This window comes from Mucilaginibacter sp. BGA-UO-ETr-C110 (genome assembly GCF_059567985.1).
Genome location: NZ_JCAQPB010000002.1, coordinates 392,493 through 409,822, shown reverse-complemented (window position 1 = coordinate 409,822; position 17,330 = coordinate 392,493). Strand labels below are relative to the sequence as shown.

Genomic DNA, 17,330 nt, shown 5'->3' with positions numbered 1-17,330 from the left:
ATTTGAAAGACCTACATCATGCCGAACTTGTTTCGGCATCCCACATTTAGGGTGTACAACATATCAGGCTGCCCGTCCTGTGAGATCCTGAAACAAGTTCAGGATGACAGGGCGCTTTTTTTGAATTTTGACTTTTGACTTATTTCAAAGAAATACCCAACTGCTCTACCCATTGGTTAAACAGGTTGGTTTCAAACGCAACAGCTTTGTTGGCATGGCGTTCCCAGTCGGGCGAGAATTTGTGCAGTTGGTGCAGCATTTCTTCCAGATGACCTTCTTCTTCTAAAATAATCGATTTTACGTTTACTTTGCTACCGGCCTCGTCGAGCGCGTCCTGGTAAATGGGATATAGCTCATCGGCACGAACCTCAATAGCATAGGTAACCAGCAGATAGGCCGCAAAACGCAGTTCACTGCCGCTCAGGCCCAATTCCTTTTTCAGATAACGGCAAACGTCAACATCCAGTTGGTTCAGGTAGTATTTGCTTGAACCGGGAGCAAGCAAGTATTCTGGGGCATAAGTTGGCAGTTCCACCCCCGTTTTTTCCAGCTGTTTTTTCAGGTAGAAAGCGTGACGGTGCTCTTCGGCGGCGTGTTTTAAGATGATATAGGTAACGGTATGCGGATCTTCGCTGGCCGATATTTTACGAGCACCGGTATTTTCCATCAGCGACAGCGTGTTTAGCCAGCGGGAGTGCAATTCGTTATCAGCAATTATTTGAGGGAGTAGTGTATTCAGCATAGTTATATTTCTTCAAGTGCCTGCTCAATTTTGCTGTAAACATAACCGAGTTCGGCATCAGTAATGCAATATGGGGGTAAAATATAAATAACATTGCCCAGCGGGCGCAATATAATACCTTCGGCCAGAAAGTAGTGATACAATTTATCGCGCAGCGAGCTAAAGTACGAGGTATTATCGCCCGTTTCCCATTCCATAGCCAATATGGTACCGGTTTGCCTTACGGTTTTTATTTTAGGGTGATGTTCTATTTTAGTAGCAAATTGTTGGTGCGATGCCTCGATACGCTGCATATTGGCCGCCGTAGCTGGCTCCAGGAAAAGATCAAGACTGGCCAGCGCTGATGCGATAGCAACCGGGTTAGCCGTAAAGGAATGCCCGTGAAACAGCGTTTTAAGCTTATCCTCAGACAAAAAAGCATCATAGATCTGTTGGGTACAGGTGGTTAAACCCAATGCCATGGTGCCGCCTGTAAGACCTTTGGAGAAACACATAATATCTGGCTGAACCTGTAGATGATCGCAGGCAAAGCGTTTGCCTGTACGGCCAAAACCGGTAAACACTTCATCATCTATCATCAGCACATTCTCGTGCTTGCAATGAGCCATCAACTGATTCAGATATTCTGCCTCATACATGATCATACCGGCAGATCCTTGTACTAATGGCTCGAAGATAAAACAAGCCAGTTCAGATTTGAGATGTGAGATGTGAGATTTGAGGCTTTCTATATTTTGCTCATTGGGTAAGTCAATAAACTCTACTTCAAACAACAAGCTATCAAATGCGGCTGTAAATGCGCTACGGCCACTTACGGCCATAGCTCCAAAAGTATCGCCGTGATAGGCGTTTTTAAACGCCACGATCTTGGTACGCTGATCGCCTTTGTTGAGCCAGTATTGCAGGCACATTTTTATGGCCACCTCAATAGCGGTTGAGCCATTATCGGAATAAAATGCTTTTTGCTGGTTGTTGGGTAAAATGGCCAGCAACCTTTCGGCCAGTTCAACGGCGCCTTCGTGGGTAAAGCCGGCAAATATCACATGCTCCAGTTTGTGCAATTGCTCCGATACCTTTTTGGCGATGTACGGGTGCGCATGCCCATGAATATTTACCCACCAGGATGATACCGCGTCGATATATTTTTTGCCCTCTTCATCAAACAAACCGGCTCCTTCGCCGCGCACTATGCCTATTGGCGGTGCGGCGGTTTTCATTTGGGTATAGGGATGCCAGATTACTTTAAGGTCGCGTTCGGTTAAATTCATAGTTCTGCTCTTAATAGTTCTACCACACGCTTGTCGGTAGGGAAAGTGACGTCATCAGTAGTCAGATCAGCTATTTTTACCCATCTGAAAGCCTGCAGCACATCGCCCTCACCATCAAAATCATAAGCGATGGTTTTTACAGGAAAATTTAAGGGAGTAGTATTTTTAACTTTATAATATACGCTGATGATCTGCGAGTTGTTAAATGCCGAACGGACGAAGAAATCAGTGGTATAAAAATGGCTGATGATCTCTACTTCCACTTCACACTCTTCTACAAATTCACGTTTTAACCCATCGATCAACCCCTCGCCTATTTCCAATCCGCCGCCAGGAAATTTGATGAAACGATGCCCGTATTCCTGTTCATCACTGATCAGTACCTCGTTTTGCTCGTTGATCAACAGACCATATACCCGTACGTTAAAATACTCTTTCATTATTCAAAGTGTTTTTTGTTGCGCACTACTTTATCCATTGTCCAGGCAATGACTTCGGTTTGCGGTTCAGACCGGATAGGACAATTGGGCATGCTGCAGTAATGACAGCAATCGGGTACGCAGGGGTCTGAGTGGATAAACAACTCGGTTTTAATACCGACCTCCTTATTGATCATCTTATCAACTAAGGACACTTCGGCATGCACATGGTTCAGGTCGAAATAATTGGGCAAGGTCATGTGGCAATCGATATGCAGTTCGTTGCCATATTTCTGGGCGCGCAGGTTATGCACATCAATCCATGATTCGCGGCGTTTTTCGCTCAGTACATTGATAATATCAGTTACCACCTGAAAATCGGCCTCGTCCATTAAACCCGCTACCGATTTACGGATCAGCTTGTAGCTGCTATATATAATATATAATGCCACCAGGATAGATAAACCACTATCGAGCCACTGGATACCGGTGAAGTGGATAAGCATTAAGCCGGCTACCAGGCCAATGCTGGTTACCATGTCGGCAATCAGGTGGCGGCCGTCGGCATCCAGTGTGATGGAGCGTAGTGCCTTGCCTTTTTGTATCATGTAGTAGCCCAGTGCCCCGTTTATAAGTCCTGTAGCGCCAATAATAGCAGCACCGGTAAGCAGATCATGGATGGCATTAGGATATAGTAAACTGTAAACAGATTTGATGATGATCATCACACCAGCAATACCGATAAGCGAGCCCTCGATAAAAACGGAGAAGAACTCGACCTTGCCGTGTCCGTAGGGATGGTTCTCATCCCGGGGTTGCGATGAAAGGTAAATGCTGAAGAAGGCGAAAGCGCTGGCAATTACATTTACAATGCTTTCGGCGGCATCGGTCAATACAAAATTAGATGCTGTTAAAAAATATGCTCCAAACTTCGCCAGCATGAGCACAATGCCTGTAATCAGCGAAATTAATATGATCCTTTTTTGTTCTTTCAAGCCAATCTTTATTAGGCGACAAATTTATAAATAACAAGCGTAAGTAGCAGTAAAGTTATTTTCTATATTTGCCGCGATAACATAATTTATATGAGCGCATTAAGTACCCGGATCAATAACTTGTCCGAATCTGCAACAATTAAGATGGCCAAATTAGGCCGTGAACTTGCCGCTAAAGGTGTCGACGTGATCAGCCTTAGCTTTGGCGAACCTGACTTTCATACCCCTGAGCACATCAAGGAGGCAGCGAAGCAGGCCATGGATAAAAACTTTACCTACTATACGCCAGTAGCCGGCTACCCTGACCTGCGCAAGGCAGTAGTTGCCAAGCTAAAGAACGAAAACAACCTGGATTATGATTTTAGCCAGATCGTGGTATCAACCGGTGCCAAACAGGCTATTGCTAACGCCGTATTGTGTTTGGTAAACCCGGGGGAAGAGGTGATCATCCCTACTCCTTACTGGGTATCTTACTCAGAGGTGGTAAAACTGGCCGAGGGTAAAAGCGTATTCATTAATACTACTGTTGAGCAAAACTTTAAAATAAGCCCGGAACAACTGGAGGCCGCTATTACGCCAAAAACCAAACTGTTCATGTTCTCCTCACCTTGTAACCCTACCGGTAGTGTTTACAGTAAAGATGAGCTGGAAGGACTGGCCAAAGTATTTGAAAAACACCCGCATGTATACATTCTGAGTGATGAGATCTATGAGCATATCAACTTTATTGACAAGCACGAGTCCATAGCACAGTTTGATTATATTAAAGACCGTGTAGTGATCATCAACGGATGGTCGAAAGCTTTTGCCATGACCGGTTGGAGAATTGGCTATACCGCCTCAAACTCCGAAATTGCAGCCGCCTGTGACAAAATGCAGGGCCAGATCACTTCAGGAACTTGCTCTATCACACAACGCGCGGGTGTTGCCGCTTACGAAGGTGGATTGGAAAGCGTGCTGGAAATGCGCGCAGCCTTCAAAAAACGCCGTGATATTGTTTACAAGCTATTAAGCGATGTAGAAGGCGTTAAAGTTAACCTGCCCGATGGTGCGTTTTACTTTTTCCCAAATGTGACTTCTTTCTTTGGAAAAAGCTATAATGGCCGAACCATAAAAGATGCCGACGAGTTGAGTATTTACCTGTTGGAAGAAGGCCACGTGGCAACCGTAGGTGGTGATTCTTTTGGCGATCCATCATCTATCCGTATCTCTTACGCAGCTGCAGAAGATAAACTGATAGAAGCTGTGCGCAGGATCAAAGAAGCCTTAGGTAAATTGAAATAATATCTAAACCTTGATTAATATAGGGTTCAAACAACAAAAAAGCCCCTCAGCAAATGCTGAGGGGCTTTTTAAATAATTCATGTAAAAATCTTACAAACCGAATCCGTAAGCAATACGTAAGCCCACAAGACCATAGTTAGAGCTTTGGCCCGAGAAGTTTTCATAACGTACGCCAACATCCCATGATTTATTAGCCCAACCTAAGCCTGGAGATAATATTAATTTTGTATTACCCTCACTCTGGGTTTCAAAACCGGCACCAGCTTCTGCACCAAAATAAATGCTTGGAGCAAAGAAAGCTTTAATACCAAGCTTAACAGGTACCATACCAGAACTTTTACCTCCCAGATCTTTAGACAATTGGCTGGCGAAAAAATTATAATAACCAGATGTTAATGTAAGAGCCAGGTTATTGCTTAAACCATACTGCAAACGTGCGGTTCCGCCCAATTCAAACTTTGAAAGTTCATGAATGTTTCCGGTTGGGATACCTCCTTCAATTCCAATGCCTAAACGCAACGCGCTTTTATCAACGGTTTGGGCTTTTACATTCGTTCCGATAAATATAGCTAAGGCAGTAAACGCTCCGGCTATAATTTTTGTCATTGTTTTCATAACTGTGTTTTTTAGTATATACTCTACAATTTTTATTGTATTAACACCTCCTTAACAAATACTTTGCCATTATAGTAATCTGCTCCAGCTTTAACATTGCTAAAATCCCAACCGGCTCATGACATACCGCATTAAACATTGATAATCAACCCCTTCACATTCTAATCAGTTAATCAAAACAAATAGCTATAAACCTTAAGCACAGGCTAAATTTCGGCACAAAAAGTTATATCCCTTAACAGGTTTATGTCGGTAAATGATGAATTTTTGTTCTGTTTTGCCTAATATTTATATGGGCGATACCTGATCTCAAAATCAACTCAAACAAAAAAGGAGAGGCAATGCCTCTCCTTTTTTGTTTTAATCGAAAATATTAAACCTCGGGTTCATGACTTTTATGAGGATCGTAGTTTTTCTCGAGCTCAGCCAGTTTTTCTTTACCATAAGCAAAGCGTGTAATGATAAAGAACAATACCGGTACAATGAATATGGCCAAAGAAGTGGCCGCAAGCATACCGCCAAACACCGTCCACCCTATGGTTTGACGGGCTACGGCACCTGCACCTGTTGCAAATAACAAGGGCGCCACGCCCAATATAAATGCCATGGAGGTCATGATAATCGGCCTTAGCCTCAAACGTACAGCTTCAAGCGTAGCTTTCTCCAGCTCCATACCACTATCCACACGTTCTTTGGCAAACTCCACAATCAGGATGGCGTTTTTGGCCGCCAAACCGATCAACGTGATCAAACCAATCTGCGCGTAAACGTTGTTATCCAAACTTTGGTTAAATGTAAGGAACAGGATAGCTCCGAAGGCACCCAGAGGCACGGCCAGCAGTACCGAGAATGGTACCGACCAGCTCTCATACAAGGCAGCCAGGAACAGGAACACGAAACCTATGGACAACATAAAGATGTAAATGGTTTTTGATCCCGATAATTTTTCCTCACGGCTCAGTCCCGAAAACTCGTAGCCATAACCTTGCGGCAAAGTTTTAGCAGCCACCTCTTCCAGGGCATTCAGCGCGTCGCCGCTACTGTAGCCTTGTGCGGGGTTACCATCTATCTCGGCAGAACGGAACAGGTTATAATGCGATATTAAGGGAGCATTTTCAATTACTTTATAAGTAGTCAATGTGCTAAGCGGTACCATGGTACCGGCCTGGTTACGCACAAAATACTGCCCAATGTTCTGGATATTTGTACGATAGTTGGTATCGGCCTGGGCCAATACGCGGAATGTACGACCGTACAACGTCAGGTCATTGATGTAAGAGCTACCCATATAAGTTTGCAGGGCCGCGTTTACATCAGACAGGGCCACACCAAGTCTTTTGGTTTTTTCCCTGTCGATAGTTAATTGATATGCCGGTGTACGGGCGGTAAAGAACGAGAATGCTTTTGAAATTTCGCGGCGTTTACCTAATTCGGCTATAAAATTACGCATTACAGATTCAAAATACTTGATATCCCCTCCGGCTTGCTTCTCTTCCAGTATGAACGAGAAACCCGCGGTGTTACCCAAACCAGGTATAGCCGGCGGCGGAATTACAACCACGCTGGCTTCTTTAAATCGCGAAAGTTTTTTCTGCAGCATAGCTACCAACGGGAATATGGTATGTTGCTTGCCTTTACGCTGATCCCAGGGTTTTAGCTGCACAAATATGGTAGCACTGTTTGATTTGGTTGCGAAGGTTACCGCATTCAAACCGCCCAATGCCGCATAGTGACCAATCTCGGGAACACTATCCAGGGTACGCATCATTTCATGCAATACTTTTACGGTACGCTGTGTTGACGAAGCTTCGGGCAGATCATAGGTGATGTAAATACGGCCATCATCCTCTGTTGGGATAAAACCGCTTGGTTTACGCTGAAACAGAATAATGGTACCCACAATAATACATACCAGTATAATTATTATGAATTTGGAGTTTTTGATACTCTTATCAACACCATTACGATATCTGCCGGTTACCCGCTCAAACCATGCATTGAATTTAAAGAAGAACTTATCAAGTCCTTTCGACTGCTCGTCCAATTTACGGGGTCGCAATATCAGCGTACAAAGTGCGGGTGTTAATGAAAGTGCCACAAAGGCCGATATCAATACCGATATGGCGATAGTAATAGCAAACTGTTGATACAAACGCCCTACAATGCCTGGCACAAAACCTACCGGCACAAACACAGCCGCCAATATCAATGCGATGGCTATAACCGGCGCGGATATATCGCGCATGGCATGTATCGTAGCTTCTTTGGGCGACATCCCCTCCTCGTCCATATAGTGCTGCACCGATTCTACCACCACAATGGCATCATCCACCACAATACCGATGGCCAGTACGAAACCGAACAGTGTAAGTGTATTAATGGTGAAACCCAGCGGGATAAAGAAGATGAATGTACCAATGATAGATACCGGGATAGCCAATACCGGGATAAGCGTGGTACGCCAGCTTTGTAAAAACAGGAATACCACCACAATAACCAGCACCAGTGCTATGACCAGTGTTTCAATTACCTCGCTCACGGATACCTTTACCACCGTTACCGATTCAAAAGGTACTACATAATCCACATCAGCAGGGAATGATTTTTTGAGCTGCTCCATGGTGGAGTACACATTATTTGCAGTCTCAATGGCATTACTGCCCGGTGCCTGATAAACCAGCAAATAGGAAGCGCGCTTGCCATCAACAAAGGAGTTACCGGCATAGTTAAACTTACCTAGTTCTACACGAGCCACATCTTTCAGATGCACAATAGCACCGTTATTTGGTTGTGTACGTACAATAATATTTTCAAACTCGGCCTGGCTGCTTAAACGTCCTTTAACCAAAACCGTATATTCAAATGGCTGCCCATTCTCTTGCGGGGTTGAACCCACCGAACCTGCGGCTACCTGCGCGTTTTGCTCGGCCAGGGCTGCGGTTACATCGCCCGCCGTCATTCCTAAAGCGGCCATCTTATCAGGCTTAAGCCATATACGCATACTAAAGTCATCGGCACGTGTAAACACGTCGCCCACACCTTTGGCGCGTAAAAGCGCGTCACGCACAAAAACGTTGGTATAGTTATCTAAAAAAGTAACATTATGTGAGCCCTTTGGAGCAAACATGGCTACCAGCATCAAAATACTTGGGTTACGTTTACGCACGGTTAAACCCAGGCGCTGTACCTCTTGCGGCAATGTTGGTGTGGCAATACCCACACGGTTCTGCACGTCAAGAGCGGCTATATTAATATCGGTACCTACTTCAAAGTTAACGGTCATGCTCATGGCACCATTGCTGGTACTGTTACTTTGCAGGTAGGTCATGCCTGGTGTACCATTCACCTGCACTTCAACAGGGGTTGCCACTGTTTGTTCAACTGTAAGCGCATCGGCACCGGTATAGGTACCGGTGATGTTTACCGTTGGCGGTGTAATTTCCGGATACTGACCTATGGCCAGGCTACCTATTGCCAGGATACCAACAATTACTATCACTAAGGATATAACTATAGCGGTAACTGGTCTTCGTATAAAGGTATCTGCTATCATTCTGGTTGTGTTTTATAAAAATACCGGTTACTTGCTTCCTTGTTGTTTTCCCTGTGCTGGTGCTCCCTGCCCCGGAGCAGGTGTTTTAGACGGATCGCCCAGTACAATTTTGCCACCATCACGTAAACGCTGGAAACCTTCGGTAACTACTTTATCACCTGGTTCAACACCACTCATGATCACTACATCGAAACCCACCCGCGGACCTAAAACAACTTTATGCTGTTTGGCAATGAGCGCCTCTACCTTTTCGTTATTTTTAGTGGTATCAACAAATGTGGTATCCTTGCTCACAAACACAAAGAACTCACCCATTTGCTCGGTAATGGCTTTATAAGGGATCTGTACCCTATCGCCAGATTGGTTATTAAGAACTTTGAGCACGCAGCTCATACCATCTTTTAATACACCATCCTCATTCGGAAACTGGATCCTTACTTTAATGGTACCGGTTTGGTTATTTACCCCTCTGTCAATGGCTAAAACTTTACCGGGTTTATTATAAGTGGTTATCCCGTCAGACATCTGCAGCTTAAAAGTGGTATCGCTGCTTGCCTGTTGTAATTTATAAAAACGTTGAATGTCCTGCTCATTCACTACCACGTCAACCCCCATCGGATGTTCGGCCGATATGGTATTTAATAAGGTAGTGCCTGCTGTTACCTGCGTACCCAGCCTTACTTGTGATATACCGATACGACCGGTAAACGGAGCAGTAATAGTAGCGTAAGAAAGATCGGTATGGGCTGATGCCAATGCCGCCTTAGCTACAGCTACGTTGGCTTTGCCGGTTTCGTAAGCTGCTGCAGCCTGGTCAACAGTCTGACGTGCGATCGCGTCATTCTTCAACAGCATATTATAACGGTCGATGTCTTTTTGAGCTTTAACCAGGTTTGCTTGAGCGCTCAATACGTTGGCTTCTGCCTGTTGATAAGCAGCCACGTATTTACGTTTATCAATTTCATATAATACTTTACCCTTTTGCACAACTTCCCCCTCTTTAAAAAATATGCCTGTTACAAAGCCGGGCACCTGGCTCCTGAGCTCGGTAGTATTAATAGATACAACCGTACCCTGGTACTGATCGTAATAGATAGCCTCGGCTTTTTTAGCTTCGACTAAGTTTACAGGAGTTGGCGGCAAGGGCGCATTTTGTGCACTTTTACCTTTGCAAGAAGCTAATGCCAATAAGGCCGCAGGGGCTAACCAGTATATATATCTGTTTTTCATCGTAGTGATTATTCGTTGGTTCTTAGTTTTTTTAGTGGTACTCATGAGTGCTCCGCAATTATTTGTTGGTTGTTTGTTTCTTTAGCGGTACTCATGAGTGCTGCGCAGTTATTCGTTTATTTAAGCGAGTTCAGGTGCTTTGCTATTTAAATTATTGATTAGTATCTACGCCAAGCGTTCCCAATGCTTTTTGCAGATCTATTTTGCTTGATAACAATTGGAACAATGCATTATAATAGTTCAACTCTGCGGTTCGCAGGTCTGATTGGGAAACTATAACATCTAAATAAGTTTTAACACCTTCCCGGTATTGCAGGCTTACTACTTTATATACGTCCTTAGCTAGGTCAACATTCTGCCTGATCAGCTGGTAACTGGTGTAATTGCTTTTGTAATTGGCCAGCGCCTGCACATATTCGGTATTGATGGTGTTTTTGCTATTTTCCAGGTCAAGATCGGTACGTTCAACCTGTAACTTGGCTTTGCTTAAGTTTTGCAAGCGTTTTGTGCCCTGGAAAATAGGAAGGCTTAAAGTAAGCCCCGCATAACCGGTTGGATAAGCCTGGTTATACAGATCAGAAAAATCATGACTGAAATAAGCCCGGTTATAGCTGCCTACTGCTGATAAAGAGGGTAAAAACCCATATCTGTAATAATTCACATTAACGTTTTGCAATACTTTACTGGTTTGCAGCAAACGGTATTCAATACGGTTGTTTACATCCAACTGCTGATTGGTATCAATAACGGCGGCCTGTTCATAACGTGTTGAATCATAAGCCAGCGACAAGTCTTTTGATGCACTGATTCCCATGATCTGTTTTAAATAAGCTGTCTTACTTTTAATGGCTTCTTCGGTTTGTTTACGTGTGGCCAGTGAATTGTTGAGCGATATGGTTGCTTGTTTATAGTCTGTTTTGTCTGACACCCCAGCCTGATACCTGTTATACGCATCCTTCAGGCTTCTTTGCAAACGGATGATGTCTTCATTGGTGATGTTAAGTTGTTTTTGAGAAAGCAATACGTCAAAAAATGCCTTGCTCACATCAGATACCACGTTGATCTGGCTGCTAAGCGTGTTTTGTTTATAGTACTGGCGGGAGTATTTAGCTGTTTTGGCTGCCAGTAACACATCATTATTATAAATAACCTGGCTGGCCTGCAAGCCAAGTGTGGAAAGGTTGCGTATCCCTGAACTGGCCGGAAAGTTAGCTCCGGACGCCCCGGCTTGTGGAGTACCCTTAAAATAGTAATTATATATACCTGATCCGGTGATCTGAGGCAGCCATGCAGAAAGCCCTATCCGGATATCCTTTTCATTGATCTGCTCATCAATAGAGGCCTGGCGTACCGCCGGTTGGTTGCGCAGTGCAAACTCAACACACTGTTTTAATGAAACAGGGCCGTTAACGCTGTCGGCAACCGTTTGTGACCAGGTTGTTGAATGTAAAGTTAATGTTAAGGCGATGGAAATGAAAAATACTAAATACTTATTTTTTTTCATAGGGTGGCTATAGGTGACGTTCATTGTCCGCAAAAAGAACAAAAAGTTAATCTTATAGTTTTTGTTGATTTGCACAGGGGAAGTGCGAATATGTGATTAATATTACTAAATTAAAATCAAGAACAAAAATTTTACGTAAAATTTATAAAAACATGCCAAAATCATATGTTTTTGGGCTTTTTACAAAAAAATGAAAAATTGTGGTGCGAAATAAATAAAAAATTTAATTAATTTGCCGTGATAGAATATGGAATGTTTCTGGCCTTTTTGAGTTCAGGAGAAGCATTTTTTAAAAAAATTACATTTACCATATAGGTTATATGCTTATTCATGGTATTTTTACACAAAATTTAAGCAGGGTTAATACATGGTTAAAAAACTACATGGGAAAATCGCCGAGTTCCAGGTTGCAAATATGCTCCGGGAGAAGGGATTGTATCCTTATTTCAGGCCTATTGAGTCTGCTCAGGACACTGAAGTAATAATAGATAACAAAAGGGTGTTAATGTTTGGTTCCAATTCCTACTTAGGGCTAACCAATCACCCAAAGATTAAAGAAGCTTCAAAGAAGGCAATTGACAAATACGGTACAGGTTGTGCCGGTTCACGTTTTTTGAATGGTACACTTGATATTCATATCGAGTTAGAGAACAGGCTTGCCAGCTATGTTGGCAAAGAAGCTACAGTTTTGCTCAGCACCGGTTACCAGGTTAACCTGGGTGTGCTTTCATGCATTACAGGCCGTAATGATTATCTTATATTAGATGAATATGATCATGCTTCTATCATTGACGGCAGCAGACTTTCATTTTCGAAAGTGATTAAATACGCCCATAATGACATGGCCGATCTTCAGCGTAAACTGAGTATACTGCCTGAAGAGGCTGTGAAGGTTATTGCTGTTGATGGTATATTCAGCATGGAGGGTGATATTGTTAAATTGCCGGAGATAGTTAAACTGGCCGACGAGTTTGGTGCCAACATTATGGTTGACGACGCGCACAGTTTAGGTGTTATTGGCCATAAAGGTGCAGGTACCGCATCGCACTTTAACCTTACTGATGATGTTGACCTGATCATGGGCACATTCAGTAAATCATTGGCATCATTAGGTGGTTTTATTGCTGCTGATAAGGATACTATTGATTATATTAAGCATCGTGCACGTTCATTAATGTTTAGTGCAAGTATGCCTCCTGGTTCGGTTGCGAGTGTAATTGCAGCATTGGATATTATTGAATCTGAGCCAGAGCGTATCCAGAAACTTTGGGATAATACCAACTACGCGCAAAAACTGCTGTTGGATGAAGGTTTTGACCTTGGCCCAACAGAAAGTCCGATATTACCTATTTATGTACGTGATAACGAAAAAACCTTCCTGGTAACCAAATATCTGCAAGCTGCAGGTGTATTTGTTAACCCAGTGGTTTCGCCAGCCGTACCTTCAGATTCATCATTGCTGCGTTTTTCATTAATGGCTACCCACACCTTTGCTCAAATTGACGAAGCTGTTGAAAAACTTTCAAAAGCGTTTAAAGAAGTTGGTGTATCTACAGCTTCTGTTAAAGAAAATATCTAAATAAACAAAAACGTCCGTGTGCTCATAGCTATATTTTATTAAAAATAAGCTCTTGCACACGGGCGTTTCATATTTTTACGCCATACCACAACAATTTTATAAATACCACTCATGATAAAAGTTGTAACTGTTAATTCGAAAAAAGAATTAGCTTCATTTATTGATTTTCCACATGATTTGTATCAGGACGATCCAAACTACGTCCCGGAATTGTTCATAGCTCAAAGAGACCTCTTAACCATACACCCATTTCATAAGCACAATACCGTGCAAACTTTTTTAGCATATGATGGTGATAAGATTGTTGGTCGCATTGCAGCAATACTCAATAATGCACACAACAAATTCAACAATACCAACGATGGTTTTTTTGGCTTTTTTGATTGCATTAATGATAAAGAGGTAGCAACAACGCTTTTCAACACGGTTACCGATTGGCTTAAGCAAAAGGGCGTAAATAAAAAACTGATCGGCCCGGTTAACTTTTCAACCAACGAACCTTGCGGCCTATTAATAGAAGGCTTTGACAGTCCTCCGTTTTTAATGCAAACTTATAACGCCCCTTATTACGCCGACCTGATAGACGGGTTTGGCTTTATTAAGAACGCCGATCTGATTGCCTGGCATTGGGACGATAAAAGTTACGACGATAAATCAGTACGCTTATTAACAGCATTGGAAGAGCGCTTAAAACGCAATAATATTGTTATCCGTACCATCAACCTCAAAAAATTTAAAGAAGAATCCATTAAACTCCGCGAAGTTTATAACTCGGCCTGGGATCATAACGAAGGATTTGTTCCTTTAACAGATGATGAATTTGATTACCTGGCCAAAGATCTTAAGTTAATACTTGATAAAGATTTTGTACTGGTTGCCGAACAGGAAGGTAAAATAGTGGCTTTTGGATTGGCTCTGCCCAACTATAACGAGATATTTAAGAAAATTAAACGTGGTCGCTTATTGCCGACCGGCATTTTTAAATTGCTTTTCGGTCGAAAAAAAATACAAAGCCTGCGTATATATGCCTTGGGTGTTATTGATGGCTATCGTAAAATGGGTATCGAAGCCTGTTTGTATGGTACCATTATTAAAGAATATAGGCGCAAAGGCATGAAACAAGCTGAAGCCGGCTGGACCCTGGAACACAACGATATGGTAAACCGTGCCATAGAGGCCATCAATGGCGATCCCTACAAAAAATACAGGCTATACGAAAAGGCCATATGAAACAACGGGTTTTAATAACCGGTGCAAGTGGTTTTGTTGGGTATCATTTAATTGAGGAAGCATTACAAAATGATCTGGAAGTTTATGCTGCAGTACGCAAAAGCAGCAATATTGAACATCTCAAACACTTTGATATCAATTATGTGCAACTTGATTATAAAGATCTGCCTACGTTAAAACAACAGCTTGCCGATATTAAGCCCGATTACATTATTCATGCGGCTGGCGTTACTTCTGCCCGCTCGCAAGCCGAATACAATCACATCAATGCTACCTACACACACAACCTGGCAACAGCAGCAGCCAATGCCTGTCCAAATTTGCAAAAGTTTGTGTTGATAGGAAGTTTAGCTGCAATAGGTCCGCTTAAAACGTTAACCGGTATTATAACCGAAGCCACCCCTCCTGCCCCGGTAACTGCTTATGGCCGCAGCAAACTCCTGGCCGAGGAGCAGTTAAGAACGGTTGAAAACTTAAACTATACTATACTACGGCCTACTGCCGTTTATGGACCAAGAGATACCGGCATATTTATATTTTTTAAGCAAGTGGTAAAGGGTCTTGAACCATATATTGGTAGGGCTTCACAAAAATTAAGCTTTATATATGTAAAAGATGTGGCCAAAGCAGCTATAAAGGCCTTATACGGTGGCAATCATCAAACCTATAACCTGAGCGATGGAAACTTTTACAGCAAGTACGAGTTAGGCGATCTGACCAAAGAAATATTGGGTATAACTACCTTCAAATTTCATTTGCCTGTAAATTTTGTAAAAATAATAGCCGCTGTATCAGAAAAAGTAAGTTCTTTGAGAAATAAAGCGGCCGTAGTGAATATTGAAAAGATAGATGAGCTCATGGCCGTAAACTGGTATTGCGACAACGAAAGCGCAAAATCAGATCTGGGCTTTTATCCGGCTTATAACCTCAAATCAGGTTTAGCCGAAACACTAACATGGTACAAGGCCAATAAATGGCTCTGATATCAACAATTAAATAATTTATTAATAATGAAATTAAAAATTCCGTTGTTTTATTTCATAACTTAAACGTTTAAGTTATTTTTAAACACGGAATGAACAAAATACAAAACAGCTCTTTTTAGCATTACTTAAACGTTTAAGTAATGCTAAAAAGAGGAATAAATAAACAAAATAGAGTAAAAACCACGGAGGAAGACAAATAACACCTTTCTCCAATAATCAACAATAAATAAGTCAATGAAAATGAAAATTTCCCCCGCCGAAGGCAAACTGGGTATCCTTATCCCAGGTTTAGGAGCTGTGGCCACTACACTGATTGCCGGTGTTGAAGCAGTAAAAAAAGGCATCTCACAACCCATAGGTTCACTTACCCAAATGGGTCATATCCGTTTAGGTAAAAGAACGGAGAACCGCAATCCTAAGATTCAAGATTTTGTGCCACTTGCTCATCTGGGAGATATAGTTTTTGGCGGATGGGATGTTTATGAAGATAACGTATATGAAGCAGCAGCCAATGCAAAAGTTTTAGAGCCTGCATTATTAAACTCGGTTAAGGCTGAGCTGGAATCCATCAAACCAATGAAGGCCGCCTTTGATAAAAATTACGCCAAAAACCTGAACGGTACACACGTAAAACAAGGTACACGTTATGAGCTTGCCCAGCAGGTGATGGAAGACATCAAAAACTTCAAAGAGCAAAACGGGCTCGACAGGGTTGTTTTAGTTTGGTGCGGTTCAACCGAGATCTATTATGAGGCATCAGCCATACACCAAACACTGGCCGCTTTTGAGCAGGCTTTGCTTGACGATGATAAACTAATAGCGCCGAGTATGATCTACGCTTACGCGGCTTTAAAACTAGGCGTACCTTTTGCTAATGGTGCCCCTAACCTAACTGTTGATATCCCGGCCTTGATTGAGCTTTCAAAAGAAACCCAAAGTCCAATTGCCGGTAAAGATTTCAAAACAGGTCAAACTTTAATGAAAACCATCTTGGCTCCGGGCCTGGCTGCACGTTCATTAGGTGTACACGGTTGGTTCTCGACCAATATATTAGGTAACCGCGATGGTTTGGTACTGGATGATCCAGACAATTTTAAAACCAAAGAGGTATCCAAATTAGGAGTGCTGGAAGATATTTTTAAGCCCGAAGAAAACCAGGAGCTTTACGGCGAGATCTATCACAAGATCCGGATCAACTACTACCCTCCTCACGGCGATAACAAAGAAAGCTGGGATAACATTGATATTTTTGGCTGGTTGGGTTACAAAATGCAGATCAAGATCAATTTCCTTTGCCGCGATTCTATCCTGGCTGCCCCTATCGCTCTTGACCTGGCTTTATTTTGCGATCTGGCCAAAAGGGCTAACATGAGCGGTATACAGGAATGGTTGTCATTTTACCTGAAATCGCCTCAAACAGCCGAAGGCCTTCGCCCGGAGAATGATATATTTAAACAACTCATCAAGTTAGAAAATACCTTACGTTACATGATGGGTGAAGATCTGATAACCCACCTGGGCTTAGACTATTATGAAGAGGCTTACGCCGAAGCATAAAATACCCTGAACTAATTTCATATAACCAGTTGTTTTACAGCCAAAGCGGTATACAACTGGTTATTTTTTTGCTTATAATTGCTCCCGGTTAGCTGATCGCTTATCTCTAATACGTAAAGCCCTGATTTATTGATTGTGTAAAATATTTGTTTTCAGGTTGTTAAACTTTGTTAAATCTGACAACAACTATTACTTGCCTGTTTCAAAGCAATCTAAGATTCAACACTTTACGTAAATTATAAAACAATACAGCTCATCAACAGCTCATAATATATAAGGCATAGCGCCGTTTTCAGTGTAATATAATTTAACGGTAATATTTAGCAGATAAACGTGGTTTAAACGCTTTCCATAGGGAATATTTGACT

The 17,330-nt window shown here is 42.4% G+C and carries 13 protein-coding genes; 5 read left to right on the top strand and 8 right to left on the bottom strand.

What is annotated here, in order from left to right:
- Window positions 1-139: 139 nt before the first annotated feature.
- The 4 genes from AC57BQ_RS03185 to AC57BQ_RS03170 are packed head-to-tail and all read right to left on the bottom strand — an operon-like array spanning window position 140 to window position 3,424.
- Entirely contained in the window at window positions 140-742 is a 603-nt protein-coding gene (locus AC57BQ_RS03185) for a hypothetical protein (protein WP_496404890.1), read from the bottom strand.
- Window positions 743-744: 2 nt separating this feature from the next.
- Complete coding sequence (gene bioA / locus AC57BQ_RS03180) at window positions 745-2,010, bottom strand: adenosylmethionine--8-amino-7-oxononanoate transaminase (RefSeq protein ID WP_496404889.1); 1,266 nt, start codon at window positions 2,008-2,010, stop codon at window positions 745-747.
- Window positions 2,007-2,450: an NUDIX domain-containing protein gene (locus tag AC57BQ_RS03175; protein WP_496404888.1), complete on the bottom strand. Its 444-nt coding sequence runs from the start codon at window positions 2,448-2,450 to the stop codon at window positions 2,007-2,009. The genes bioA and AC57BQ_RS03175 overlap by 4 nt, the downstream gene beginning before the upstream one ends.
- Entirely contained in the window at window positions 2,450-3,424 is a 975-nt protein-coding gene (locus AC57BQ_RS03170) for a cation diffusion facilitator family transporter (protein WP_496404887.1), read from the bottom strand. The genes AC57BQ_RS03175 and AC57BQ_RS03170 overlap by 1 nt, the downstream gene beginning before the upstream one ends.
- Window positions 3,425-3,514: 90 nt before the next feature.
- Here AC57BQ_RS03170 and AC57BQ_RS03165 point away from each other — a divergent pair, with 90 nt between their 5' ends.
- Window positions 3,515-4,708, top strand: coding sequence for a pyridoxal phosphate-dependent aminotransferase (locus tag AC57BQ_RS03165; protein ID WP_496404886.1), 1,194 nt, complete (start codon window positions 3,515-3,517; stop codon window positions 4,706-4,708).
- Between the two features lie 90 nt (window positions 4,709-4,798).
- Here AC57BQ_RS03165 and AC57BQ_RS03160 read toward each other — a convergent pair whose 3' ends face one another.
- The 4 genes from AC57BQ_RS03160 to AC57BQ_RS03145 form a co-directional block, all read right to left on the bottom strand.
- Window positions 4,799-5,323, bottom strand: a complete 525-nt coding sequence (locus AC57BQ_RS03160; RefSeq protein WP_496404885.1) for a hypothetical protein — start codon at window positions 5,321-5,323, stop codon at window positions 4,799-4,801.
- A 373-nt stretch (window positions 5,324-5,696) separates the two neighbouring features.
- Complete coding sequence (locus tag AC57BQ_RS03155; protein ID WP_496404884.1) at window positions 5,697-8,876, bottom strand: efflux RND transporter permease subunit; 3,180 nt, start codon at window positions 8,874-8,876, stop codon at window positions 5,697-5,699.
- Window positions 8,877-8,903: 27 nt separating this feature from the next.
- Window positions 8,904-10,106, bottom strand: a complete 1,203-nt coding sequence (locus AC57BQ_RS03150; RefSeq protein WP_496404883.1) for an efflux RND transporter periplasmic adaptor subunit — start codon at window positions 10,104-10,106, stop codon at window positions 8,904-8,906.
- Between the two features lie 151 nt (window positions 10,107-10,257).
- A complete protein-coding gene (locus AC57BQ_RS03145) occupies window positions 10,258-11,610 on the bottom strand; it encodes a TolC family protein (RefSeq protein ID WP_496404882.1) in 1,353 nt (450 codons plus the stop codon).
- Between the two features lie 367 nt (window positions 11,611-11,977).
- On the opposite strand from AC57BQ_RS03145, the gene spt reads away from it, so the two are divergent.
- The 4 genes from spt to AC57BQ_RS03125 all read left to right on the top strand — a co-directional run bounded on the left by spt (window position 11,978) and on the right by AC57BQ_RS03125 (window position 16,962).
- Window positions 11,978-13,189 carry a serine palmitoyltransferase gene (gene spt, locus AC57BQ_RS03140; RefSeq protein WP_090464670.1) on the top strand — a complete coding sequence of 404 codons (1,212 nt, stop codon included), beginning with the start codon at window positions 11,978-11,980 and terminating at the stop codon, window positions 13,187-13,189.
- 111 nt (window positions 13,190-13,300) lie between these two features.
- Window positions 13,301-14,419, top strand: a complete 1,119-nt coding sequence (locus tag AC57BQ_RS03135; protein WP_496404881.1) for a hypothetical protein — start codon at window positions 13,301-13,303, stop codon at window positions 14,417-14,419.
- Window positions 14,416-15,402: an NAD-dependent epimerase/dehydratase family protein gene (locus AC57BQ_RS03130; RefSeq protein WP_496404880.1), complete on the top strand. Its 987-nt coding sequence runs from the start codon at window positions 14,416-14,418 to the stop codon at window positions 15,400-15,402. Before AC57BQ_RS03135 ends, AC57BQ_RS03130 begins: the two co-directional genes overlap by 4 nt.
- Window positions 15,403-15,645: 243 nt before the next feature.
- Window positions 15,646-16,962 (top strand): inositol-3-phosphate synthase, encoded by a 1,317-nt coding sequence (locus AC57BQ_RS03125; protein ID WP_255366848.1) that lies wholly within the window; start codon window positions 15,646-15,648, stop codon window positions 16,960-16,962.
- Window positions 16,963-17,330: the final 368 nt, after the last annotated feature.